Source organism: Providencia hangzhouensis, from assembly GCF_029193595.2.
GTDB classification, from domain to species: Bacteria; Pseudomonadota; Gammaproteobacteria; order Enterobacterales; family Enterobacteriaceae; genus Providencia; species Providencia hangzhouensis.
In genome coordinates, this window is record NZ_CP135052.1 from 3,551,270 (window position 1) to 3,575,461 (window position 24,192).

General features: G+C 41.8%; 21 protein-coding genes and 1 riboswitch. Of the genes, 11 read left to right on the forward strand and 10 right to left on the reverse strand.

Features of this window, described 5'->3' with window-relative positions:
• Nucleotides 1–171: 171 nt before the first annotated feature.
• From lptD to apaH, 6 genes are all read left to right on the forward strand, one after another.
• The gene (gene lptD / locus PZ638_RS16140; RefSeq protein ID WP_094961105.1) at nt 172–2,547 is read left to right on the forward strand and encodes an LPS assembly protein LptD; all 2,376 of its coding nucleotides are present in this window, start codon (nt 172–174) and stop codon (nt 2,545–2,547) included.
• A gap of 192 nt (nt 2,548–2,739) precedes the next feature.
• Nucleotides 2,740–4,059 carry a peptidylprolyl isomerase SurA gene (gene surA, locus PZ638_RS16145; protein WP_036958000.1) on the forward strand — a complete coding sequence of 440 codons (1,320 nt, stop codon included), beginning with the start codon at nt 2,740–2,742 and terminating at the stop codon, nt 4,057–4,059.
• Nucleotides 4,043–5,035 (forward strand): 4-hydroxythreonine-4-phosphate dehydrogenase PdxA, encoded by a 993-nt coding sequence (pdxA, locus tag PZ638_RS16150; protein ID WP_144139821.1) that lies wholly within the window; start codon nt 4,043–4,045, stop codon nt 5,033–5,035. Before surA ends, pdxA begins: the two co-directional genes overlap by 17 nt.
• Nucleotides 5,032–5,841: a 16S rRNA (adenine(1518)-N(6)/adenine(1519)-N(6))-dimethyltransferase RsmA gene (rsmA, locus tag PZ638_RS16155; RefSeq protein ID WP_004257672.1), complete on the forward strand. Its 810-nt coding sequence runs from the start codon at nt 5,032–5,034 to the stop codon at nt 5,839–5,841. The genes pdxA and rsmA overlap by 4 nt, the downstream gene beginning before the upstream one ends.
• An 18-nt stretch (nt 5,842–5,859) precedes the next feature.
• Nucleotides 5,860–6,237, forward strand: a complete 378-nt coding sequence (gene apaG, locus PZ638_RS16160; RefSeq protein ID WP_004257676.1) for a Co2+/Mg2+ efflux protein ApaG — start codon at nt 5,860–5,862, stop codon at nt 6,235–6,237.
• A 2-nt stretch (nt 6,238–6,239) separates the two neighbouring features.
• The gene (apaH, locus tag PZ638_RS16165; protein ID WP_036958002.1) at nt 6,240–7,067 is read left to right on the forward strand and encodes a bis(5'-nucleosyl)-tetraphosphatase (symmetrical) ApaH; all 828 of its coding nucleotides are present in this window, start codon (nt 6,240–6,242) and stop codon (nt 7,065–7,067) included.
• Between the two features lie 73 nt (nt 7,068–7,140).
• Here apaH and folA read toward each other — a convergent pair whose 3' ends face one another.
• Nucleotides 7,141–7,635 (reverse strand): type 3 dihydrofolate reductase, encoded by a 495-nt coding sequence (folA, locus tag PZ638_RS16170; protein ID WP_004257684.1) that lies wholly within the window; start codon nt 7,633–7,635, stop codon nt 7,141–7,143.
• Between the two features lie 238 nt (nt 7,636–7,873).
• Here folA and PZ638_RS16175 point away from each other — a divergent pair, with 238 nt between their 5' ends.
• Entirely contained in the window at nt 7,874–8,488 is a 615-nt protein-coding gene (locus PZ638_RS16175) for a LysE family transporter (RefSeq protein WP_004257687.1), read from the forward strand.
• Nucleotides 8,489–8,555: 67 nt separating this feature from the next.
• Here the strand turns inward: PZ638_RS16175 and ftsP are convergent, their stop codons facing one another.
• The 7 genes from ftsP to nudF all read right to left on the reverse strand — a co-directional run bounded on the left by ftsP (nt 8,556) and on the right by nudF (nt 17,650).
• Complete coding sequence (ftsP, locus tag PZ638_RS16180) at nt 8,556–9,971, reverse strand: cell division protein FtsP (RefSeq protein ID WP_004257690.1); 1,416 nt, start codon at nt 9,969–9,971, stop codon at nt 8,556–8,558.
• Nucleotides 9,972–10,323: 352 nt separating this feature from the next.
• Nucleotides 10,324–11,058 carry a 1-acylglycerol-3-phosphate O-acyltransferase gene (locus tag PZ638_RS16185; RefSeq protein ID WP_136134329.1) on the reverse strand — a complete coding sequence of 245 codons (735 nt, stop codon included), beginning with the start codon at nt 11,056–11,058 and terminating at the stop codon, nt 10,324–10,326.
• Nucleotides 11,059–11,167: 109 nt separating this feature from the next.
• Entirely contained in the window at nt 11,168–13,423 is a 2,256-nt protein-coding gene (gene parC / locus PZ638_RS16190) for a DNA topoisomerase IV subunit A (RefSeq protein WP_206277515.1), read from the reverse strand.
• A 33-nt stretch (nt 13,424–13,456) separates the two neighbouring features.
• Nucleotides 13,457–15,352, reverse strand: coding sequence for a DNA topoisomerase IV subunit B (parE, locus tag PZ638_RS16195; protein WP_094961099.1), 1,896 nt, complete (start codon nt 15,350–15,352; stop codon nt 13,457–13,459).
• Between the two features lie 87 nt (nt 15,353–15,439).
• Complete coding sequence (yqiA, locus tag PZ638_RS16200) at nt 15,440–16,021, reverse strand: esterase YqiA (protein ID WP_096864098.1); 582 nt, start codon at nt 16,019–16,021, stop codon at nt 15,440–15,442.
• A gap of 7 nt (nt 16,022–16,028) precedes the next feature.
• Nucleotides 16,029–16,868, reverse strand: a complete 840-nt coding sequence (gene cpdA / locus PZ638_RS16205) for a 3',5'-cyclic-AMP phosphodiesterase (protein ID WP_004257710.1) — start codon at nt 16,866–16,868, stop codon at nt 16,029–16,031.
• Nucleotides 16,869–17,011: 143 nt separating this feature from the next.
• Nucleotides 17,012–17,650: an ADP-ribose diphosphatase gene (gene nudF / locus PZ638_RS16210; protein WP_004257715.1), complete on the reverse strand. Its 639-nt coding sequence runs from the start codon at nt 17,648–17,650 to the stop codon at nt 17,012–17,014.
• 305 nt (nt 17,651–17,955) lie between these two features.
• Here nudF and tolC point away from each other — a divergent pair, with 305 nt between their 5' ends.
• From tolC to PZ638_RS16225, 3 genes are all read left to right on the forward strand, one after another.
• Complete coding sequence (tolC, locus tag PZ638_RS16215; protein WP_036958003.1) at nt 17,956–19,344, forward strand: outer membrane channel protein TolC; 1,389 nt, start codon at nt 17,956–17,958, stop codon at nt 19,342–19,344.
• Between the two features lie 399 nt (nt 19,345–19,743).
• The gene (locus PZ638_RS16220; protein WP_004257725.1) at nt 19,744–20,448 is read left to right on the forward strand and encodes a DUF1190 family protein; all 705 of its coding nucleotides are present in this window, start codon (nt 19,744–19,746) and stop codon (nt 20,446–20,448) included.
• Nucleotides 20,449–20,454: 6 nt separating this feature from the next.
• On the forward strand, nt 20,455–21,618 hold the full coding sequence (locus tag PZ638_RS16225) for a glutathionylspermidine synthase family protein (RefSeq protein WP_004908587.1): 1,164 nt from the start codon (nt 20,455–20,457) through the stop codon (nt 21,616–21,618).
• Between the two features lie 81 nt (nt 21,619–21,699).
• Here the strand turns inward: PZ638_RS16225 and ygiD are convergent, their stop codons facing one another.
• Nucleotides 21,700–22,503, reverse strand: a complete 804-nt coding sequence (gene ygiD, locus PZ638_RS16230; RefSeq protein WP_242439585.1) for a 4,5-DOPA-extradiol-dioxygenase — start codon at nt 22,501–22,503, stop codon at nt 21,700–21,702.
• Nucleotides 22,504–22,728: 225 nt separating this feature from the next.
• Complete coding sequence (gene ribB, locus PZ638_RS16235; RefSeq protein ID WP_004257733.1) at nt 22,729–23,382, reverse strand: 3,4-dihydroxy-2-butanone-4-phosphate synthase; 654 nt, start codon at nt 23,380–23,382, stop codon at nt 22,729–22,731.
• A gap of 158 nt (nt 23,383–23,540) precedes the next feature.
• Nucleotides 23,541–23,693: riboswitch (FMN riboswitch) on the reverse strand.
• Between the two features lie 232 nt (nt 23,694–23,925).
• Here ribB and ubiK point away from each other — a divergent pair.
• Complete coding sequence (ubiK, locus tag PZ638_RS16240; protein WP_004257742.1) at nt 23,926–24,192, forward strand: ubiquinone biosynthesis accessory factor UbiK; 267 nt, start codon at nt 23,926–23,928, stop codon at nt 24,190–24,192.

Consider the following 24,192-nt stretch of genomic DNA (forward strand, 5'->3'; position numbering starts at 1 on the left):
TCAATTCTTCAATGCTCAAAATGCAATTTTGCATTATCATACTATTCATTCAGCTCTATGCATAACTACCCGCGCGTAAAGTTTCTTACATTATACTGGCGCAAAGTGGTTGGCTAAGTTAGTCTTTGAGCGTTTGCTGGCGATGCCAATGATGACGGAACCCCATATTTAATGATGAAAAAAAGCTATCCAACACTACTCGCCACCATGGTATGGGCGGCAATTTATAGTCAGCAAGCGCATGCTGACCTTGCACAGCAGTGTATGCTGGGTGTCCCTGTTTACACAAAACCGATTGTAAAAGGTGACCCTAACGACCTGCCGATTCACATTACCGCTGAAGATGTCCGTGGTGAATACCCGAATTTTGTTGAATATGAAGGTAATGTCGATATTCAACAAGGGAACCAAACATTAACCGCTGATAAGGTTAAACTCACGCAAACAGAAACTGCGGGTGAGCTGCCTGTCCGTGAAGTAACCGCCACCGGTAATGTTCACTACGATGACCCACAAATTATCTTAAAAGGCCCTTCTGCGTGGTCTAACTTAGATAATAAAAACACTGATGTGAATGATGGTAACTACATGATGGTAGGCCGTCAGGGACGTGGTGACGCGACGAAAATGAAAATGCGTGGTGAAAACCGTTACTCTATTATGGAAAACGGCACATTCACGACCTGTTTGCCCGGCAATAATAGCTGGAGCGTTGCGGGCTCTGAAGTGATTATCGACCGCGAAGAAGAAGTGGCTGAAATTTGGCATGCACGTTTTAAAGTGGGTGACGTGCCTATTTTCTATAGCCCATATATGCAATTGCCGATTGGTAATAAACGCCGTTCCGGTTTTTTAATTCCGACGGGAAGCTATTCAAGTAACGATGGGCTAGAGTTCTCATTACCTTATTATTGGAATATTGCGCCAAACTACGATGCCACGATTACCCCACAGTTTATGACCCACCGTGGTGTAAAATTAAACAATGAATTCCGTTACCTCATTGCTCCCGGTACAGGCACCGTGGCCTTTGATTTTCTAAATCATGACCGAGCTTATATCAAGGACAAAGAACGTGGTAAGCGTGAAGACCGTGATAGTGATGACCGTTGGTTATTCTATTGGCGCCATTCTGGGACTTACGCGGAACACTGGAACTTCAGCTCTGACTATACCAAAGTGAGCGACCCTAGCTATTTTACAGACTTTAGTTCCCAGTATGGCAACACCACTGATGGCTATGCCACTCAAAAATTCAGTGCAGGTTATTCAGATACAAATTGGAATACAAAAGTTACTCACAAACAATTCCAAATTTTTGCTGATAACCCCAACAAACGAGCTTATAAAGCAGAGCCACAAGTGGACTTCAATTATTATAAAAATAATTTAGGTGCCTTTGATGTGCATACTTACGCACAAGCCGCGCGTTTTACGAGTGTGGGGAAAAATAACCCTGATGCAACGCGCTTACACATCGAGCCAGAAGTAAACCTGCCATTATCTAATGGCTGGGCGAATATGAATAACAGCATCAAATTGTATGCGACTCATTACGACCAAGATATCCCACGCTCGAATACAGATAAAAGCTTAGAAAAAAATGTGACACGTGTTCTACCAATGTTTAAAAGCGATGCAAAAGTTGTCTTCGAACGAGACCTTTTCCAAGGTAGTGATTTCGTTCAAACATTAGAACCACGTGTCCAATATTTATATATTCCGTATAAAGATCAAGATAATATCAATAACTTTGACTCTTCATTGTTGCAGTCAGACTATAGTGGTTTATTCCGTGACCGAATTTACAGTGGCCTTGACCGTATCGCCTCTGCAAACCAGTTCACCACAGGTGTTACAACCCGCGTGTATGATGATGCTTTAGCTGAGCGGTTTAATTTCTCAGTAGGTCAAATTTATTATTTCGAACGCCCACGTGCGGGTGATTCAAATCGCCCAATTGATGATAAAAGTAACACTGGCTCATTATTGTGGGCCACTGACTCTATGTGGCGAATTGATGATAATTGGGGCTTGCGTGGTGGTTTACAATATGACCGCCGCCTCGGTAATGTCACCATGGGGAATGCGGTTGCAGAATACCGTTTAGATGCCGATCGTTTAGTTCAGTTGAACTACCGTTTCGTTGACCGCGATTATATTCAAGCAACCTTCCGTCGTGAAGATACTGCGAATGGCGGCTATACCTATACACTGCCTGAATACCAACGTGGTATTTCACAGGTGGGTACTGTAGTTAGTTGGCCATTAAGCGAGCGCTGGGGTTTTGTGGGCTCATATTATTATGATACCAAACAACAGCAACCTGCGAGCCAACTTGTTGGTTTGCAATACAATACTTGCTGCTGGGCGGTCAATCTTGGCTATGAACGTAAGATAGTTGGTTGGCAAAAAGAGAAGTTCAGCAGTGAATATGATAATAAATGGTCAATCAATGTGGAACTTAGAGGCCTAAATAACAATCATAGTTTAGGTAGTCAGAAGATGTTAGAAAGTGGCATTATGCCTTATCAACGTGCTTTCTGATAAAAATAACATAGAGTTACTGTCAATAACTCAGGGGCAGTTAGGCGACAAGTGATTGAGTCGCTAGGAGCATACACAAGTATGTGACTAGTGCGAATGAGCGCAGTCAACAACACTGCAACTTGAAGTATGACGAGTAAAAAGAGATTAGCCCGCTTTTGCGGAATCAAAGTCAATATTTATAGGACCATTATGAAGAATTGGAGAACGCTTATTCTGGGACTGATGTTCGCAAGCTCCACTGCTTTGGCTGCGCCTCAGCAAATGGATAAAGTGGCTGCGGTCGTCAATAACGGTGTTGTGCTGGAAAGTGACGTCCAGAATATGATCAACACAGTAAAACTGAATGCTCAGAACGCACGTCAACAGGTGCCTGATGATCAAACTCTGCGTCATCAGATCCTTGAGCGTCTCGTTATGGATAACATCATTTTGCAAATGGCTAGCCAAATGCAAATCAATATTCCAGATGAAGCCGTGGATGCAACTATTACTGATATCGCTCGTCAAAACGGTTTAACACTACAGCAAATGCAACAACGTTTAACCGCTGATGGCATCAATATGAATCAGTATCGTAGCGAAATTCGTAAAGAGATGCTGATTGCTGAAGTGCGTAACAATGAAGTTCGCCGTCGAGTGACTATTTTACCTCAAGAGGTTGATTCTCTTGCTGAACAAATGAGCTCACAAGCAAATTATGAGATGGGCGTTAATTTAAGCCATATCTTGATTCCGTTAGCAGAAAACCCAACACAGGAACAACTAAAAACCGCTGAAGCATTAGTGGATAAAATTTTAGCTGAACTGAAAAAAGGCGGAGATTTCGGTAAGTTAGCTATCGCTTATTCAGCAGATCCTCAAGCACTGAAAGGCGGTAATATGGGTTGGTCACGCCTGCAAGAATTACCCGTTGTGTTTGCTGAACAACTGAAAAATGCGAAAAAAGGTGATGTTGTCGGCCCTATTCGCTCTGGTGTCGGCTACCATATTTTACGTGTTAACGATGTCAGTGGTGGCAGCCAACCTATTTCTGTCACAGAAGTGAAAGCACGCCACATCTTGATTAAGTCATCACCAATTATGGATGATGCACAGGCAAGACAAAAATTAACCAAAATTGCTCAGGAAATTCGTTCAGGCAAAATCTCATTTGAAGATGCAGCAAAAGAAAACTCTGAAGACCCAGGTAGTGCGTTAAAAGGCGGTGAATTAGGTTGGAATATGCCTGATATCTATGACCCAGCTTTCCGCGATGCGCTAATGAGACTGAATAAAGGCGAATTAAGCCAACCTGTTCAATCAAACTTTGGATGGCACCTAATTCAATTAGAAGACACACGCAACGTTGATAAAACAGACGCGGCGCAAAAAGATCAAGCTTACCGTTTACTGTTTAATCGTAAATTTAACGAAGAAGCACAAAGCTGGATGCAAGAACAACGCGCTTCTGCTTACGTGAAAATAGTTGATGGTCGTGACAGCCAATCTACAGATGAAAAAACAAATTAAGCCTGTTGTTATCACCCCCGGCGAGCCAGCCGGGGTTGGTCCAGACCTACTTATTCAGCTAGCTCAACAGCAATGGCCTGTTGAGTTGGTTGCTTGTGCCGATCCTGATTTATTACGCCAGCGTGCCAAAGCGCTAAATTTGCCTCTGACATTAACTGAATATTCCCCCAATTCAATTAATGAAGAACAGCCTGCAGGTCACTTATCCGTTCTACCTGTTCATTTAGTAACGCCTGCAAAGGCAGGTGTACTTAATGTTGATAATGGCCAATATGTTGTGGAGAGCTTAGCAAAAGCATGTGACGGCTGTTTAAATGGCGAATTTTCAGCGCTTGTAACAGGTCCCGTACATAAAGGGATTATTAATGATGCAGGCATGTCATTTAGTGGTCACACGGAATTCTTTGCACAACGAAGTGGCTGTGAACGCGTTGTTATGATGCTAGCTACCGAAGAACTGCGTGTTGCATTAGCCACAACGCATCTGCCACTCAAGGACGTGTCGGCCGCTATTACCCAACAAAGCCTTCATGAAGTCATCACCATTTTACACCATGATTTACAAACCAAATTTGGTATTGAAAAACCGGCCATCTATGTTTGTGGTTTAAATCCACATGCAGGAGAAGGCGGCCATATGGGTACCGAAGAAATTGATACTATAGAGCCTGCACTTGAAAGCCTACGTACAAAAGGGATTAATTTGATTGGGCCATTGCCTGCAGATACCCTATTTCAAGCTAAGTATTTAGACCATGCAGACGCAGTGTTAGCAATGTATCACGATCAGGGCCTTCCTGTGTTAAAATACCAAGGTTTTGGCAGAGCAGTAAATATCACTCTCGGCCTGCCTTTTATCCGTACCTCTGTCGACCATGGGACAGCCCTTGAGCTCGCGGGGACGGGTCATGCTGATGCGGGAAGTTTTATCACCGCATTAAAGTTAGCTATCCAAATGACATCTAAGAATACATGAATAATCGAGTCCATCAGGGGCACTTTGCCCGCAAACGTTTCGGGCAGAACTTTTTAACTGACCAATTTATTATCGACAGCATCGTGGATGCCATGAACCCGCTGCCAGGTCAGTCCATTGTAGAAATTGGTCCCGGCTTAGGTGCCTTAACCGAACCTGTCGGTAGCCGAATCGATAAAATGACCGTAGTTGAACTTGACCGTGACCTTGCTGCACGTTTACACGTTCATCCTCAACTAAAAGATAAATTGACTATCATTCAGCAAGATGCAATGACAGTAGATTTTGGTGAATTAGCCAAACAAGCGGGCCAGCCCCTGCGCGTTTTTGGTAACTTGCCTTACAACATCTCCACACCGTTAATGTTTCACTTATTCACATTCACCAATTCTATTTCTGACATGAATTTCATGTTACAAAAAGAAGTGGTGAATCGTCTGGTTGCAGGACCAGGTAGCAAAGCCTTTGGGCGCTTGAGTGTTATGGCGCAATATTATTGCAACGTGGTGCCTGTGTTGGAAGTACCACCAACCGCATTTACACCAGCGCCAAAAGTAGATTCAGCCATTGTTAGGTTGATTCCTCATCGTGAAAACCCGTATCCGGTAAAAGATATTAAATTTTTAAGCCGTATTACCACACAAGCTTTCAACCAACGCCGTAAAACGATTCGTAATAGTTTAGGGGATTTATTCAGCGTTGAAGAGTTAACAGAACTGGGTATTGATTTAAGCACCCGAGCAGAAAATATTTCTGTTGAACAATATTGTAAAATGGCAAACTATCTCTCTAACCGTTCAGAATAGTCTGTTGAAGGAGGCACTATGCTTAATGAGCCGAATGTAAGCATCCAAGTTCAGAGTGTCTATATAGAAAGCCAATCTCAACCCGATATTGCGAGATATGTGTTTGCTTACACTATCTGCATTCGTAATTTAGGACGAGAGCCTATTCAATTAATGAGCCGTTATTGGCTCATTACTAACAGTGATGGCCATAAGACCGAAGTTCAAGGTGAAGGCGTGGTTGGTGAACAACCGCTTATCCCACCAGGAAAAGAATACCGTTATACCAGTGGCGCAATCCTTGAAACACCAATGGGTACAATGGAAGGTTATTATGTGATGATAAGCACACAAGGGGACAGTTTCCACGTTGATATCCCTGCTTTTCGTCTTGCTATCCCAACACTGATTAATTAATTATGTCGACATATTTAGTAGGTGATATTCACGGTTGTTATCGTGAGCTCCGTGACTTGATGGAAAGCGTCCATTTTGATCCAACCAAAGACACACTGTGGTTAACAGGCGATCTCATTGCCCGCGGAACTGAATCACTGCAAGTTTTACGCTATGTAAAAAGCCTTGGTTCTGCCGCACGTTTAGTGCTTGGCAACCACGATCTCCATCTGTTAGGAATTTACTGTAAAATTAGTCGTAACAAGCCGAAAGATCACCTCGATGAGTTATTACATGCACCTGATCTTGACGAACTGATCAATTGGTTACGTCGCCAACCTTTATTACAAATTGATGAAGAAAAAAAGATCTTGATGACTCATGCAGGTATAACACCACAATGGGATATCGAAACAGCACGAATGTGTGCAAGGGAAGTTGAAGCCGTGCTGTCTAGTGATGCATATCCATTATTCATCGACTCCATGTATGGTGACATGCCAAATAACTGGTCTGAAAGCTTAATGGGGCTAGCTCGTTTGCGTTTTAGTACCAATGCCTTAACACGCCTGCGCTACTGTTTTCCAAACGGACAGCTAGATATGATTTGCAAGGAAAACCCTAAAAAAGCGCCCGCTCCGCTAAAACCCTGGTTCGATCTACCCAGTAAAATTCCTGAGGATTACTCAGTGTTTTTTGGTCACTGGGCATCCCTTGAAGGGAAATGCACTCCTGATAACGTTTATGCTTTAGATACGGGTTGCTGCTGGGGAGGGGAATTAACGCTATTCCATTGGGAAACTAAGCAGTACCACCAGCAAAAGTCATATCAAAAAAGCCGTAAAGAGTAATTTTTTGCCTAGTTAATTGCAAGTTATAGCAAAATGGCGCAATTAAGCGCCATTTTTGCATTCTAACTAAAAATTAGTCTCTTTTAGTTAAGATCTCAAAACAATAACCATGGGTATTGTTTTCGTCAGCTTCATGGTATTCGGTAAAAATAGAATCCCATTCATCAGGCTCATAAGCCGGAAAATGAGTATCTCCGATAACTTCAGCATCAACGTGAGTCAAATATAATTTATTCGCTAGCGGTAAAAATTGTTGATAAACTTTACCACCGCCAATTACCATCACCTCTTCAACATTTTCAATTGCTTGCGCTGCAGCCAATGCTTCTTCAATTGACGTTACCCAAATAACATCAGAATCAGTACCAGGAGCACTACTTAATACAATATTCACACGTTGTGGCAATGGGCGCCCAATTGATTCATAGGTAACACGGCCCATGATAACCGGTTTGTTTAACGTATTTCGTTTGAACCACGCTAGATCCCCCGGCAAATTCCAAGGCATCGCTTTTTCCATGCCGATAACCTGATCGATCGCCATTGCTGCGATTAAGCTAATATTCATCTACTCACCTTAGAAACAAGATATAAAAATTGAGCACACTATACGGAAAGAGAATTGCTTCGTCGACTAAATTTAAACTTCCTTAAACAGGTTTGAATCACTTATACTCGAATTGATAAACTTATGACTAAAAATAACATTTAAAAACAAAATGAACCCTCTAAGACCAGTCTAAATGTGAGTGTCATTAGCAGGTCATTTTTATTTACCAACATTGAACGGGAAAAGAGATTATAACATGTACGAAACGAGTATTATGGTTGCGACCATCGCTGCACTCGGTATGCTTTCTCCAGGGCCAGATTTCTTTTTGATTGTTAAAAATTCAGCACGCTATCAACGCTCTGCCGCATTAATGTCTGCATGTGGTGTGATAGTCGCTATCGCTTTGCATATGTCTTACTGTGTTGCAGGCCTCGCTGTCTTGATTACAACTACGCCTTGGCTGTTTAATATCTTAAAATACGCGGGTGCAGCCTATTTAATTTGGATCGGTGTCAAAAGCTTACTTCCGCAATCCGGCCATAGCGTTGATCTAACAACCAGTAAACACGAAATTGTTTCATTCAAAAAAGCCTTTATGCAAGGTTTTCTCTGTAATGTATTAAACCCAAAAGCCACGCTGTTCTTTTTAGCGGTTTTTACCCAAGTGCTAGATATTAATTCCACTGTTGGCGAAAAGCTGTGGTTTGCCTTTATTATTTGGGGTTTAGCCGTCATCTACTGGCCTATTTTAGTATTTTTAATCCAAAGTGCCCCTGTAAGAAAAGGCCTGGCAAAGGTGCAAAAATACGTTGATAAGGTTCTCGGCGTTGTATTAATCGCCTTTGGTATTCGAGTGGCGCTAAGCTAGCTTTGTCAACAACCTAAAGCAGGCTAAATGCCTGCTTATTGGATATTCAATATTGTTGTAATACGAATTATTGCATGGTGTCTTGCGGTGCAACAACCAACTGCCCTACAGACCCTAAATCCGCCTTCTCTAAATTGTGGCTATAAAATAAGAACGGGAAATGGTTATAGGACGGTTGCATCATTTGAACTAATAATTCAACTCGGCTATCAACCCACACAGTATCTTTCCAGCCATAATCTTCTGGCGGTGTTGGTTTACCATTACGGTTTAAGACCTTAAAGCGCACACCTTCAATGTGAAATGCTTGCGGTTCATTCGTCGTCACAACCCAACGTTCCCAATTGCCTTGGCGGCTTGAGAAATCAACCCTGTTTGTATCAATAGTCGCATTATTAATACCAAAACCATCATTAAGGTGAATATTACGTTGTGTAATACTGGATGTGACTTGCGTTTTATCTTCAACTAATTGTGCCGGTAAACCATCCGTTACCAATGACATTAATCCAGTTGCCTTGATAGTTAATACATTGGTTGAAATTAAGCTATTCGATGGTTCAAATAGCCCTTTTAAACGGTCCATAAAGGTAGCCGACTCGCCCGCAGTAATGGTTAACTCTTGCGTTTTCGCCATATCAATCAAGACTTCACGCCGTTCCCCCGGTGCTAATGGGAGTTCCTGAACACTAACAGGTACAGTTAATAACCCTTGATCAGATGCAATCAATGAAAATGGACGACCATCACTGATTTTCATTACATAATAACGGGAGTTCGACGCATTTAATAATCGTAGACGTACCCACCCTCGAGAAACTTCAATGTATGGATTTTGTACGCCATTAACCAGTAATGAATCGCCTAAAAACCCGTTTTCATCGGCTTTGTATTCAGGGACGCCAAAATTATCTAAACGCTTATCTTGAATAATGACAGGAAAATCATCAACACCATAGTGTTTAGGTAAACGCAGGTTTTTCGTCACATCATCTTCGATGATCCACATCCCCAATAAACCATTGTAGACTTGCTCGCCCATTTTCCCTTGAGTATTTGCATGATACCAAAGCGTTGCTGCATTTTGACGTATCGGGATCACTGGAGACCAGTCCGCATTAGGTGAAATTAACCTTGCCGCTCCACCAATTTGTGTTCCTGGTATTTGCAACCCGCTGATTGTCATCGAAACGGCTTCAGGTAAGCGATTACTATAAATAAGCTTAATGTCATCGCCATTTTTTACTTTGACTGTCGGCCCAGGGGAAGAACCATTTACTCCCCAAATATCGGCTGAATATTTTCCATCATAAGACCAATGAATTTTTTGTAATGTTAAAAATAATGGCTGTCCAGACCGTGATTCTAATAATGGTGGCACAGGTAAAGCTGTCGCCCCCTCTGCATTTGCATAAATTGGCACATAGGACAAACATAGAGCCACCCCCGCCGCTATCAGGGCTTGGCATCGATTGAATGACATAAATTCTCCGCTAAACAAAAATTCCAGCGCATTTTATTATTTAGTATTGTAGATTTTCAGCCTATAAAATGGCTAATTTATGATTGGACCCAGCAATATAACAACTTAGATACAACAATTTAAGGTCGCAATAATTTGTAAGCCATGATATCGCGAAAAAAGGCTAAATTCTAAAAATATCTAGCAAATGTGTAAAAATATAATTAATAAGATTATAAATAGTAATGGTAAGTAATTAAAAAAGGAAATAAGACAGGTAGGAAACAATAAAGTCAATTTATGCTGTATTCCACCTAAAAGAATGGGCAATATACAAATATTGCCCATTTTTAAATAAATTCAATGAATTAGGTTATTTGCCTTGTTTTGCCATTTCTTCGACTTCGAGATCGAGTTCTTTTATTTTGGCTTTCATTAAAGCATGGCAATGCTCAGATAATTCCCTCACTTGCTCTCGGCTATAAAGCGATGTATCGATAGGGTCTAGCATTTCAATAATGACAGTACCGTTATTCCAACGGTTTAACTTAATTTTACCTTGTGTACTAGAAACGCAAACAGGCACAATCGGTACCCCTGCTGCAATCGCTGCATGAAATGCCCCCGTTTTAAATGGCAGTAAACCACGACCACGGCTGCGAGTACCTTCAGGAAACATCCACACAGAAATTTTACGTTTTTTAATCTGGTCAGCAACTTGCGTGATTGTGTTATGGGCTTTAGAGCGATTAGCGCGGTCAATTAAAATATTACCCGTTATCCAATATAAAAAGCCAAAAAAAGGTATATAAACCAAGCTTTTTTTACCAACAGTTACCGTTCTTGGTAATACCCCATTTGACATAGTCACCATATCGTAATTGTTTTGGTGATTACCAATATAAATACTCGGGCCATAGCTCTTAGCTTTCTCGGGTACACGATTTATAATGTTAATCCCAAAAACGACTGATAACCGCCCGAACATGTGACCAAATGTCATTACGTGTTTTGGGTTACGAGGGCTAAATAGACAGTAAATCCCGCCCCCTACACACACCGCAATCGTATAAATAATAACAATGATCGCTCTAATAAGCGCTAACATACTAACCCCAAATTGTAAGAAGCTTTTCAGCTCCATGATGAATATTATCTACTTATAAACCTTGTGAAGTTCATACTAAAAAAGGTTTATAAGGTTTGTTCTTTGTTAATTATTCAGACTCTACTGGCTCAATATCAATACGCTCAATATTGTGCATTCCACGCGGTAACGACGTCCCTTTACGACCTCGTTCTGAACGATATTTTTGTAAGTCTTCTGCTTTAAACTTCAGCTTCCGCTTACCGAAATGCAAGGTCATTGATGCCCCCACAGGCAAAATCATCAACCAAGTCAATAAATCATCGCCAGTTGCCGCTTGCGCACCTGCAATATTGATAATTTTATTCCCTTTACCTTTTGAAAGTTGGGGTAAATCCGCCACAGGGAATATTAACATACGCCCTGCCTTGGTAATTGCCAACAGCAAATCTTCCTGTTCATTATGCAGTTCAATTGGTGCCAATACTTTTGCATTTTCAGGCAAAGAAATTAAGGCCTTACCAGTTTTATTTTTAGTGACTAAGTCATTGAAGGTACAAATAAAACCGTAACCTGCATCAGAAGCCATTAAATATTTCTGCTCATCAGGCGCCATCAATACATGTTCAATGGATGCACCTGGAGGCAGAGTTAATTTCCCCGTTAGAGGCTCACCTTGACTACGCGCTGAAGGCAATTCAAGCGGATCCACAGAATAACTTCGCCCTGTTGTGTCAAGGAATACCGCCGCCTGATTTGACTTACCTCGCGCAGCCCCTTTAAAACCATCTCCCGCTTTATAATTTAGGTTAGTCGGCTCGATATCATGCCCTTTAGCACTTCGCACCCACCCCATATCAGAAAGCACAACGGTAATCGGTTCTGACGGTAAAATTTCATGTTCGCTCATTGCTTTCGCTTCTTCGCGCTCATGCAATGGGGAGCGACGGTCATCACCGTAATCTTTGGCGTCAGCTTGAATCTCTTTTTTAATCAGCGTATTTAAACGTCTTTCAGACCCAAGAATCGCTTGTAAATCATCGCGCTCTTTGGCTAATTCATCTTGCTCGCCACGAATTTTCATTTCTTCGAGCTTGGCTAAATGGCGTAATTTTAACTCTAAAATAGCTTCAGCTTGGGTATCACTGATATTAAAACGTGACATTAAAACCGCTTTGGGTTCATCTTCTGTACGAATAATTTCAATGACTTCATCAATATTCAGATAAGCAATCAATAAACCATCTAAAATATGTAAACGTCTTAATACTTTTTCTAACCTGTGATTTAAGCGATTACGTACAGTTTGTCGACGGTAAGCGATCCACTCATTTAAGATCTCAACAAGCCCTTTTACCGCAGGTCGGTTATCTAAACCAATCATATTAAGGTTAACGCGGTAGCTACGCTCTAAATCCGTTGTCGCAAATAAGTGCGTCATAACCTGTTCAAGGTCAACACGATTACTACGTGGAACTATCACCAAACGTGTTGGGTTTTCATGGTTAGATTCATCGCGTAAATCTTCAACCATCGGCAATTTTTTCGCGCGCATTTGGCTGGCGATTTGTTCTAAAACTTTCGCCCCAGAAACTTGATGAGGGAGAGCCGTGATAACAGCATTACCATCTTCTTTTTCCCACACCGCACGCATGCGTACAGAGCCGCGCCCATTTTGATAAATCTTACGAATATCATCACGGGAAGAAATAATTTCTGCTTCCGTAGGGAAATCGGGTCCCGGCACAAATGCCATGATGTCATCAAGATTTAGTGTAGGTTTATCTAGTAAAGCAACCAAAGCTTGAGCCACTTCTCGGGCGTTATGTGGTGGAATATCTGTCGCCATCCCAACCGCAATGCCTGTTGTACCGTTTAACAAAATATTCGGTAAACGTGCAGGCAACATTTTGGGCTCGTTTAGCGTACCATCAAAGTTTGGTACCCAATCGACGGTGCCATGACCAAGTTCACTGAGTAAAACTTCAGCGTATTTGGATAGTCGTGATTCGGTATAACGCATTGCTGCGAATGATTTAGGGTCATCTGGTGCCCCCCAGTTTCCTTGACCATCCACCAGCGGATAACGGTAAGAAAACGGCTGCGCCATCAAGACCATCGCTTCATAACAAGCGCTATCACCGTGTGGATGATATTTACCGAGAACATCACCCACAGTTCTGGCGGATTTTTTATATTTTGCCGTGTTGCTTAAGCCAAGTTCTGACATTGCATACACAATACGGCGCTGAACAGGTTTAAGCCCATCGCCAATAAACGGTAATGCCCTATCCATGATGACGTACATCGAATAGTTCAGATAGGCATTTTCAGTGAAAGCATGAAGCGGTAAGCGCTCTACGCCATCATGAGTAATTTCACTCATTCAATTCGTTCCTTTCTCATCGCAATTCGGATATTAGACATCAATTTCAGCCATATCGCCTTTTTCTTGCAGCCAATTACGGCGATCTTCAGAGCGTTTTTTCGCAAGAAGCATATCCATGACCGCAAGTGTTTCTTGGTAGTTTTCATCATCGATAATTAGCTGTACAAGACGACGAGTATTTGGATCTAATGTCGTTTCACGTAATTGCAGTGGGTTCATTTCCCCCAGCCCTTTAAATCGCTGAACATTGGGTTTACCTCGCTTGCGGCTAAGGCGTTCAAGTACAGCATTTTTTTCGCTTTCATCAAGGGCGTAAAACGTTTCTTTGCCTAAATCGATACGATATAACGGCGGCATTGCCATATAGACATGCCCTGCTTTTACTAATGTTGGGAAATGACGGACAAATAACGCACATAGCAATGTAGCAATGTGCAAACCATCGGAGTCCGCATCCGCAAGGATGCAAATTTTCCCATAGCGTAATTGACTAAGGTCTTCGCTATCAGGGTCTATTCCAATAGCAACAGAGATATCATGTACCTCTTGGGAAGCTAAAACCTCATCAGAAGACACTTCCCATGTATTGAGAATTTTACCGCGTAGCGGCATGATAGCTTGGTATTCGCGGTCACGCGCTTGTTTTGCAGAGCCCCCTGCGGAGTCCCCTTCTACAAGGAACAATTCCGTCATACTCAGGTCTTGCGAGCTACAATCGGCTAATTTACCCGGTAAAGCAGGGCCACTGGTGAGTTTTTTACGCACCACTTTTTTCGCTGCACGCATTCGACGCTGCGCGCTAGAAATTGCCATTTCTGCAAGCTGTTCAGCCACTTGCACGTTTTGGTTAAGCCATAAACTGAAGGCATCTTTTACCACGCCCGAAACAAACGCAGCGCATTGACGAGAAGACAGACGCTCTTTGGTTTGCCCCGCAAATTGTGGATCTTGCATTTTAACGGAAAGCACATAAGTACAGCGCTCCCAAATATCATCAGCTGAGAGCTTAACACCACGAGGCAATATATTGCGGAATTCGCAAAATTCACGCATCGCATCGAGCAACCCTTGGCGTAAACCATTAACATGGGTTCCACCTAGTGCTGTTGGGATAAGGTTAACGTAGCTTTCCGTCAGTAATTCACCACCTTCAGGCAACCAGAGCAACGCCCATTGTGCGGCTTCTGTTTCCCCTGAAAATTCACCTGTAAATGGCTTTGGGGGTAACGCTTCAAGGCCGTCAATTGACTCCATTAGGTAATCGGTCAACCCGTCACTGTAGCACCAACTTTGCTCTGTATCGTTGAGCTTATCCTTAAACGTGATTTTCACGCCAGGGCATAAAACAGCTTTGGCTTTTAAATTATGAGTTAAACGAGTTACTGAAAATTTTGGACTATCAAAATAGCTGCCATCTGGCCAAAAATGCACGCTAGTCCCTGTGTTGCGTTTTCCACAAGTCCCTATTACATGTAAATCTTCAACCTTATCGCCGTTTTCAAAGGCAATTTGATACACTTGGCTATCACGACGAACAGTAACTTCAATACGTTTTGATAACGCATTGACGACAGAAATCCCGACACCATGCAAACCACCTGAGAATTGGTAGTTTTTATTGGAGAATTTCCCCCCCGCATGTAATTGCCCCAGGATCAGCTCAACCGCTGACACTTTCATTTCTGGGTGAATATCGACAGGCATACCGCGCCCATCATCAATTACTTCAAGGGATTGATCGGCATGTAAAATAACCTCAATATGGCTCGCGTGCCCCGCAAGCGCTTCATCGACGCTATTATCAATTACTTCTTGAGCCAAATGGTTCGGTCGACTGGTATCGGTATACATCCCCGGACGACGGCGAACAGGCTCTAAACCACTGAGGACTTCAATGGCCTCTGCGTTATAACTAGATTGAGTCATGTTGTCATTCTGCGGTAATAGGTGATTAATTGAACTATTCAATCAGTGAGTTACTGTTGATAATAACAGTGTTCATACGTTTTGACACTATTTCTCTGCCAATTGTAGGAAATCAACAATTTGAGAAAAGTAAGCGTCAAAACCAATAAAGGCATGATTACCGTCAGGTTCCACAGTTTGTTTGCACTTTGAAAGATAGGCAACAGCCTCTCGATAATCAAGTACTTCATCGCCCATTTGTTGTAACAACCAGATAAGCTGAGGGGATGTTAATCTTTCAATGTATAAGGATTTTAGCTCATTAATGTGCTTTTCTTCCAACACATATTGTTCATGAGTATATGGGTTTGTATTGTCGCCTAAGTAATCTTGCAGTAAATCAAAAGGACGTACCGCAGGGTTTACGACGACAGCAGGAAGCTGATAACGCTCTGAAAACCAAATTGAAAAATAACCGCCGAGCGAAGAGCCGACTAACCCCATTTTCTCATGCTGATGCTGTTGGACAATATCATCCAACATAGCTTGAGCTTGCTGAGGGTAATTCGGTAACTGCGGTACAATCATATTAACTTGTGGATAATTCACCTCAATCCATTGCTTTAAGTTATTGGCTTTAGCTGATTGAGGGGAACTATTAAAACCATGAATATAAAGTAGAGTTGACATAAGCGAATTAATAACCGTCTGAGTCAAGGTCAGGGCTAAATTCCCTTGTATCTAAGCGATGAACGCGGGTTGTAATATGCCTTTGCCCTTGTTCATTAATACTTAATTCTAAATATCGCCAGCCTGGCGCGACGGTATCAAGCGCAAAATTAGTACAGTGAGGCTTAAATTGCACACAGGTAGAAGGCGTTGCCAACAACCGAATACCGTGCCAGTTTTCATCCATTTCTTGGTGAATATGGCCACATAGCATCGCTTTAACATTTGAGTAGCTTTTTAAATAATCAGCTAAAATATGTGAATTTCTCAAACTGTGCTGATCAAGCCAAGTACAACCCGAGGCTAGAGGATGGTGATGCAGCATAATCAATGTAGTACGTTCAGGTTCAGCATCTAAGCTGGCTTTCATCCACTCTAACTGTTGCTCAGAAAGCTCGCCATGAGGTACATCTTGAAGTTGGCTATCAAGCATCAAGATTTGCCACTCATCACCAATTAAAACTTGTTTAGCGCTTGAAATCCCAGCAATTCTGAGTGTTTTGACCATAGCCGGTGGATAGTCATGATTACCAGGAAGCCATACGCAAGGAGCAGGAATACGCGCAATACCATCCGCAAAATGCTGATAAGCTTGTGGTGATTGGTCTTGAACTAAATCCCCTGTCGCCACAATTAAGTCGATTGGGAGATTTTCCTCTGAGATAGCATCAAGTACCGCCTGATAGCTACGGTAAGTATTTACCCCTAAAAGCGTATTTTCTGTATTAGCAAAAAGATGCGTATCAGTAACCTGTAAAATTCTCACAACTTTAGAGTTCTTTGCAGTCACTTCAAGCTGGCTGTCCAAAAGTATTCCTTTTCTTAAATATTATTTAGTACCTAATCTATTCATTACAACTATATAAAAGCTCAACATACTTACAACTATCTTAAAGCTTTACTTTCTAACTTTCTGATAATCAGCACACACTTCATCAGATTAATCGTTATTTAACACAGTTTCATCCACTTTTCATGAAGTTTTTGATAGTGAAGTTGTAACCATTGAATCGCTATCACTGTTGCTGCATTATCAATTGTGCCGTCTTCAACCCATTGAAAAGCTTGCTCTCGACTAACCACATGTACGCAAATATCTTCATTTTCTGACGCTAGCCCATGAACACCTTTCGCTTGGCTGCTATCAACTTCACCGATAAATACATGCATACGTTCAGTCGTACCGCCAGGGCTAGAAAGATAACTTACCGCTTTTTCAGTGCGACCAATAATAAGCCCAGCTTCCTCAACGGCCTCACGACGAATAACCTCTTCCGGTGATTCGTTTTGCTCTATCATTCCAGCTACTGCTTCAAGTAACCAGGGTGTTTCACTAGTCTCAATCGCTGGCAACCGAATTTGTTCAATTAAAACAACACTATCTGCTTTCGGGTCATAGGGTAAAACCACGCCAGCATGGCCGCGTTCAAAAACTTCACGGCGAATTTCTTTACTCCATCCCCCCGCGAAAAGGCGATGACGAAATTGATATTCAACCATTTGAAAAAAACCGTTAAATAATTTACGCTTGGATATAATTTCAACATCATTTTTGCCGTATTTAATTGGCTGCTCTATTTGTTTTGTCATTTCATTCTCCAAACCCAATTATTCCATCTTAAGGAAATAATTGTGGATTAAAACAGTTTTTAAGGTTTTTTAACCTTAGATGAGGTAATGTTTAATAAATTGAGACAAAATGGCACAAAAGGCTACCGTTAATAGAAGTGATACTCTGTTACAATAAGCGCCATTATTCAAATCAAAGAGCAACGTAGTGTCTGTTTTTAATAACTGTCTCTAAAACGGATAATTTAATATCTATCGCCTAGTTAGGCATGGTACGTTTTAGGCAACAGACTCAACTTAATTTGCTGTTTAATCAAGGAATCAAAATGAAGAAACTGCTTCCCCTTTTAATTTCGATGAGTTTTGTGGGTCTCAGTACCAATAGCTATGCAGAAGATTTACTACAGGTTTACCAAAAATCCAAAGAAAGTAACCCTGAATTAAGAAAATCATTAGCTGAACGTAATCAAGCTTTTGAAAAAATTAATGAATCTCGCAGCCCATTATTGCCACAATTAGGTTTAGGTGCAGGAGCTAGCTACGGCAGTGGTTACCGTGACGCAAGAAATACTGAAAGCACAGGTTTAAATGCTTCACTGAAACTCACTCAAGTTGTGTTTGATATGTCGAAATGGCGTCAATTGACTATCCAAGAAAAAACCGCGGGTATTTCTGATGTCACATACCAAACAAGTCAACAGCAATTAATTTTAGATACTGCAACTGCGTATTTTAATGTGTTAAAAGCGATTGACGCGTTATCTTATATTGAAGCAAATAAAGAAGCCGTTTATCGCCAATTAGACCAAGTTACACAACGCTTTAACGTTGGCCTTGTTGCCATTACCGACGTGCAAAACGCCCGTGCAAACTATGATAGCGTTATTGCACAAGAAGTCGCTGGCCGCAATGATTTAGAAAATGCGATTGAAAAACTGCGTCAAGTCAGTGGCGTGTACTACAGCCAACTTGCTTCTTTAAATATCGACCGCTTTAAAACCAATGAGTTGGGCGATATCAACGCTATCCTAAAAGAAGCAGAAGAGCGTAACCTCAGCCTATTAAGCGCACGTTTAGCACAAGATGTTTCTCGTGAAAATATTCGCTTAGCAGAAACAGGCCACATGCCAACAGTTAACTTAGATGCATCAACATCAGTCACAAATAGTTACCAACACGGCAGCGGTTATAATACTCCATATGGTGGTGGTGCGACCAACAGCTATAATGGTCAAAATAGCATTGGCTTAAATTTAAGCATTCCACTGTATACTGGTGGCGCAGTCAGTTCTCAGGTTGAACAAGCACAATATGGTTTCCAAGGTGCTAGTGAACAACTAGAAAGCGTTTACCGCAATGTGATTCAGTTAGTTCGTTCATCATTTAATAACGTATCATCGTCAATCAGTAGCATTAATGCCTACAAACAAGTCGTTGTTTCCGCACAAAGCTCATTAGATGCGATGGAAGCCGGCTATCAAGTAGGAACTCGTACCATTGTTGACGTGTTGACAGCAACAACTGCGCTATACCAAGCGAAACAAAACCTGTCTAATGCACGTTATGACTACATGATTAACCAACTGAATATCGAATTTGCTCGTGGCACATTGAACGAAGACGATATTGCCCGCCTAAATGCGAATTTAGGTAAAGAGATTTCAACCTCTGCAAGTAGTATTATTCGTAATACCAACGCGCCAAAAATGAATTAAAACTCTTAGTTTATTTGAAAATGATATAATGGCCCGCTTATATAGCGGGTTATTTTTTGAAGGAAGCCAAGTAAATCGTTTAGAATTGCTAATTTGCACTAATTGAACCGCTTACAACCCCTTTTCATTAGCCTCTGGCACAAATTCAGTTAATTCTCACTCTTATTACTGCGCGCTAGAGCAAAAAACAACCAATAGTTAACACATTGATATAAAATAAAAATATTATTTTTCCCTTTAACTAATACCATGCTAAATAGGAAAAAATAGCAAAAAGTTATCAAAATGATAAATTCAGCTCATTTCTCCTATATTTCTGCTTTAATTTTCAGCGTTTATCCCCTATCCTAGAGCTAACATCTAAAAACATCTTACTTAATTAAATTCAGGGTAATTACCATGACCATGAAGCGTACCAAAGATATTAATCAGAGCGCCTTCCGTAAGTCTTGGCGTTCATACCGTTTAGCGCCTGTGGCTGTTGCGGTCAGTGCCGTATTTATGCTTTCCGCTTGTGAAGAAAGTGATGAAACCGTCTCATTGTACACAAACGCACAAGACTGTAGCCAAGCGAACCCATCACAAGCAGAACAGTGCACTATCGCCTACAATAATGCGCTACAAGAAGCCGCTAAAACTGCACCTAAATATGAAACTCAAGCTGACTGTATTGCTGAGTTTGGTGAAGCTATGTGTACTCAAGCTCCGGCTCAAGCAGGTATTGCAGGCACTAGCTCAACAAATGGTGAACAAACGGCTCAAGCACAAAGCAGCGGCGGTAGCATGTGGATGCCATTAATGATGGGTTATATGATGGGCCGTATGATGGGCGGTAGCGCTGCATCACAACCATTATTCAGCTCAAAAAACCCAGCTAGCCCTGCCAATGGTAAGTTTGTTGACGCTTCAGGTAAAAGCTATGGCCCTGCTGTTGCAGGTGGCCGTTCCATGAGCGTACCAAAAACAGCCATGGCACCTAAACCACCAACAACTTCAACAGTTACCCGTGGCGGTTTTGGTGACACCGTAAATAAACAAGCGATGGCACAGCGTTCATCTTCTTCTGCAAAATCAACCTCTTCTTCCCGTTCGATGGGTGGTTGATAAGTAATGAAACGAGTTCCTATAGTAGAGCGCCCAAACTGGCGCGAAAAAGCTTCTGAGTTTGGCTTTGAATTTCATACTATGTATGGTGAGCCCTACTGGTCAGAAGATGCGTATTACCAATTTACTATGGCACAAATTGAAGAAATAGAAGATGCAACCGAGCAGTTGCATCAAATGTGCCTAAAAGTGGTTGAACGTGTTGTTGAAAGCGATGAGTTAATGGCACGTTTTCAGATCCCTAAGCATTGTTGGGAATTTGTTCGCAGCTCATGGAAAAGCGAACAACCTTCGTTATATTCTAGGCTTGACCTCGCTTACGATGGTATTAACCCTCCTAAGCTTTTAGAAAATAACGCGGATACTCCAACCTCATTATACGAGTCTGCATTTTTCCAATGGATCTGGTTAGAAGATCAAATTGAAGCAGGGAAATTACCTGAAAATGCCGATCAGTTTAATAGTATTCAAGAGCAATTGATCGAACGCTTTACGCAATTAAAAGATCAGTATGGTTTTCGCTTGTTGCATATGTCTTGTTGCCGTGACACTGAAGAAGATCGCGGTACCGTTCAATATCTACAAGACTGTGCAAATGAAGCGGGTATTGCCACTGAATTCTTATATATCGATGAAATTGGCCTAGGTGAAAAAGGTGAGTTTTCGGATACCCAAGATCAGGTGATTAGCAACCTGTTCAAGTTATATCCATGGGAATTTATGCTAAGAGAAATTTTCTCGACTAAATTGCAAGACGCTGGCGTACGCTGGTTAGAACCTGCATGGAAGAGCATCATTTCTAACAAAGCCTTATTGCCTATGTTATGGGAAATGTTCCCAGATCACCCAAATTTACTGCCTGCCTATTTTGCGGATGGCAAAACCCAGCCAGAACTCGAAAAATACGTTATTAAGCCATTATTTTCTCGTGAAGGCGCTAATATCCGTATTATCGAAAATGGTAAGGAAATTGCAGCCGCAGACGGCCCATACGGCGAAGAAGGTATGATTATTCAACAGTTCCATCCACTTCCACAATTTGAAGGTAACTACACCTTAGTCGGAAGCTGGTTGGTGAATGATCAACCTGCGGGGATCTGTATTCGTGAAGATAAAGAACTGATCACTCAAGACTTATCACGCTTTTATCCACATACGATCATCGACTAATCGTATTTAACGTTAAAAGGAAAGCCCAAATATAGCAATATGATTTGGGCTTTTTTGTTAGTCAATTCTATAGCAGAAAACTTACCCTACCTGAATAGACAACATACTTAACGATGCTGACACAATTCCCTCAATCGGTGTACTGATCTCTTCTTGCCCATCCCAAGTTCCTAAAATAGGTAAAATAGGCAAGTAATGTTCTGGTGATGGGTTCGATAATTTGCCATCCTCCCGTTCTAATCCTTTAGTCAGTGGGTGAGGCGTTTCATGACTTTGCAGATTGTCATATACAAATTTTTCAAAAGATATTGCCCACGGGTACGGCTCAGCATGAGAGTTCTGCCAATTCATCGCCCGTAAATTGTGGACAACATTGCCACTGCCCATAATCAGCACGCCTTTCTCCCTTAAAACACTCAATTTTTTACCGAGTTCATAGTGCCAAGTGGCGGGCTTGCTACCATCGATACTCAGTTGGATCACGGGGATATCCGCTTCTGGATACATACGCAGCAAAATTTCCCATGTACCGTGGTCTAATCCCCACTCTTGTTCATCAAGGTAAATTGGCTCAGGGGCGAGTAATGAAACAACTTGCTGAGCTAATTCAGGAGAACCAGGAGCTGGATATTCGATTTGATACAAGGCTTCGGGGAACCCGCCAAAATCATGAATCGTTTTTGGTTTTAACATCGAAGTCACAGCAGTACCGCGCGTATACCAATGGGCTGAAATCACCAAAATTGCGCGTGGCCGAGATAAGGCTTTACCGAGATTTTCCCACGCTTGAGTGTAAGGGTTATCCTCAATCGCATTCATAGGGCTACCATGACCAATAAAAATGGCAGGGATCTTATTTTTTACCATCGAAGTATTTACTGACATGATGATTTCAACTCCAACTCAATTAGTTTCTCCCTACAGCATACGCTTTCCAGCAAAAAACACAGTGGGCTAATTATGAGTATGATCATCAAAAAAATTGAAAAGGCCACGAGGTGTGCAACTCAGTGGCCTTTATAACATTCTATATGCTTAACAGACTATTTATTACCTAAATAACTAAAACCATTACATTAGATAATATTCAAGATATGACGAGAAAAAAGATTAGCTCGCTTTCTTTTCCTGCAACTGACGATACTGAACTAAGTCTTCAATCGTCACCACAGTCAAACCATGTTGCTGACCAAACGCAGCCACTTCTGGGGTACGAGCCATAGAACCATCATCATTGGTTAACTCACACAGCACACCGGCTGGCTTGAAACCTGCTAATATTGCTAAATCGATAGACGCTTCAGTATGACCACGACGCGTTAATACCCCGCCTTCACGGCCACGCAGAGGGAAAACATGTCCTGGATGATTAAGGTCTGAAGGAACGGCGTTATCTGCAATTGCGGCGCGAATAGTAGTGATACGGTCTGCGGCAGAAACTCCTGTCGTCACACCTTGCGCGGCTTCAATGGTCACAGTAAAACCTGTTTGATTTTGGCTCGTATTGTTATCTACCATCATAGGTAGTTCGAGTTGCTTGCGGCGCTCTTCAGTAATACAAAGGCACACGATCCCACTGCTATAACGAATGGTAAATGCCATTTGCTCGGCGGTCATAGTTTCTGCTGCAAAAACTAAATCGCCTTCGTTCTCACGATCTTCATCATCAAGAACAAGAACACCTTTACCTTGGCGTAATGCCTCGATAGCATTTTCAACACGTTCGATAGGATTGCCAAATACAGAAAGTAGCGAATGATCCATGGTAAAAAACCTCTTAAATAGTTATTAACTAGTTACCAGAATCAAGGCAGTCTTAGGAATACGAGAAATGGTGAATATATAAATAGCCAATAAAAGGCATTTACCTATTCAGGTATGCAGAACACTATTGTGCGTAATCGCACAAACATGCAGATACTGTTAATTCTCTCCCATCCGGACTATAACCGTCGGCCCCAGATTCACACTGGGTCTGCTGACCTTTACCATAAAAATGATAAAGCGCTCGCGGGCTTCATGCGTGATGCATGTTTACCGCCGGTGGGGACTTTCACCCCGCCCTGAGATATACGCAATTAATATAACGCCAATAATTCAAGTTCGCAACGATGATAATCAAAATTGGCGAATGACTCACACTTTTAGCCAAAAAATATGAATAAAAACTTAGAGTTATCAAGGTTAATTTCACTACCGGCTCTAAACCTCTCTCTAAATAATTCAAGCTAGCGCAAGGCAGCAAGAGGTATTAAACTAGTCCCAACAATTCACAACAATATTTTGATAAACTTAAGGACCCGCGAAATGCTCGATCCGAAAAAAATTGAACAAGTTGCCCGCCAAATTCAAGGCGCTTTACCACAAGGCGTACGCGATTTAGGTGAAGATTTTGATAAAAAACTGCGTTCACTGTTACAATCACAACTCGGCAAATTAGACTTAGTCAGTCGTGAAGAATTTGATATTCAAACTCAAGTCTTATTACGCACCCGTGAAAAATTAGCGAAGATGGAACAACGCGTTAGCGCACTCGAAGCCCATTTAAATGTAGAAGAAAAAACGGCTGAGTAA

Bases quoted from the DNA above. Each gene is read 5' to 3' on its own strand.
- ygiD (WP_242439585.1), bottom strand. From the start codon at position 22,503: ATGTCAGTAAATACTTCGATGGTAAAAAATAAGATCCCTGCCATTTTT.
- parE (WP_094961099.1), bottom strand. From the start codon at position 15,352: ATGACTCAATCTAGTTATAACGCAGAGGCCATTGAAGTCCTCAGTGGT.
- PZ638_RS16175 (WP_004257687.1), top strand. From the start codon at position 7,874: ATGTACGAAACGAGTATTATGGTTGCGACCATCGCTGCACTCGGTATG.
- apaH (WP_036958002.1), top strand. From the start codon at position 6,240: ATGTCGACATATTTAGTAGGTGATATTCACGGTTGTTATCGTGAGCTC.
- PZ638_RS16225 (WP_004908587.1), top strand. From the start codon at position 20,455: ATGAAACGAGTTCCTATAGTAGAGCGCCCAAACTGGCGCGAAAAAGCT.
- pdxA (WP_144139821.1), top strand. From the start codon at position 4,043: ATGAAAAAACAAATTAAGCCTGTTGTTATCACCCCCGGCGAGCCAGCC.
- rsmA (WP_004257672.1), top strand. From the start codon at position 5,032: ATGAATAATCGAGTCCATCAGGGGCACTTTGCCCGCAAACGTTTCGGG.
- parC (WP_206277515.1), bottom strand. From the start codon at position 13,423: ATGAGTGAAATTACTCATGATGGCGTAGAGCGCTTACCGCTTCATGCT.
- ubiK (WP_004257742.1), top strand. From the start codon at position 23,926: ATGCTCGATCCGAAAAAAATTGAACAAGTTGCCCGCCAAATTCAAGGC.
- lptD (WP_094961105.1), top strand. From the start codon at position 172: ATGATGAAAAAAAGCTATCCAACACTACTCGCCACCATGGTATGGGCG.
- surA (WP_036958000.1), top strand. From the start codon at position 2,740: ATGAAGAATTGGAGAACGCTTATTCTGGGACTGATGTTCGCAAGCTCC.
- ftsP (WP_004257690.1), bottom strand. From the start codon at position 9,971: ATGTCATTCAATCGATGCCAAGCCCTGATAGCGGCGGGGGTGGCTCTA.
- folA (WP_004257684.1), bottom strand. From the start codon at position 7,635: ATGAATATTAGCTTAATCGCAGCAATGGCGATCGATCAGGTTATCGGC.
- PZ638_RS16185 (WP_136134329.1), bottom strand. From the start codon at position 11,058: ATGTTAGCGCTTATTAGAGCGATCATTGTTATTATTTATACGATTGCG.
- PZ638_RS16220 (WP_004257725.1), top strand. From the start codon at position 19,744: ATGACCATGAAGCGTACCAAAGATATTAATCAGAGCGCCTTCCGTAAG.
- yqiA (WP_096864098.1), bottom strand. From the start codon at position 16,021: ATGTCAACTCTACTTTATATTCATGGTTTTAATAGTTCCCCTCAATCA.
- apaG (WP_004257676.1), top strand. From the start codon at position 5,860: ATGCTTAATGAGCCGAATGTAAGCATCCAAGTTCAGAGTGTCTATATA.
- tolC (WP_036958003.1), top strand. From the start codon at position 17,956: ATGAAGAAACTGCTTCCCCTTTTAATTTCGATGAGTTTTGTGGGTCTC.
- nudF (WP_004257715.1), bottom strand. From the start codon at position 17,650: ATGACAAAACAAATAGAGCAGCCAATTAAATACGGCAAAAATGATGTT.
- ribB (WP_004257733.1), bottom strand. From the start codon at position 23,382: ATGGATCATTCGCTACTTTCTGTATTTGGCAATCCTATCGAACGTGTT.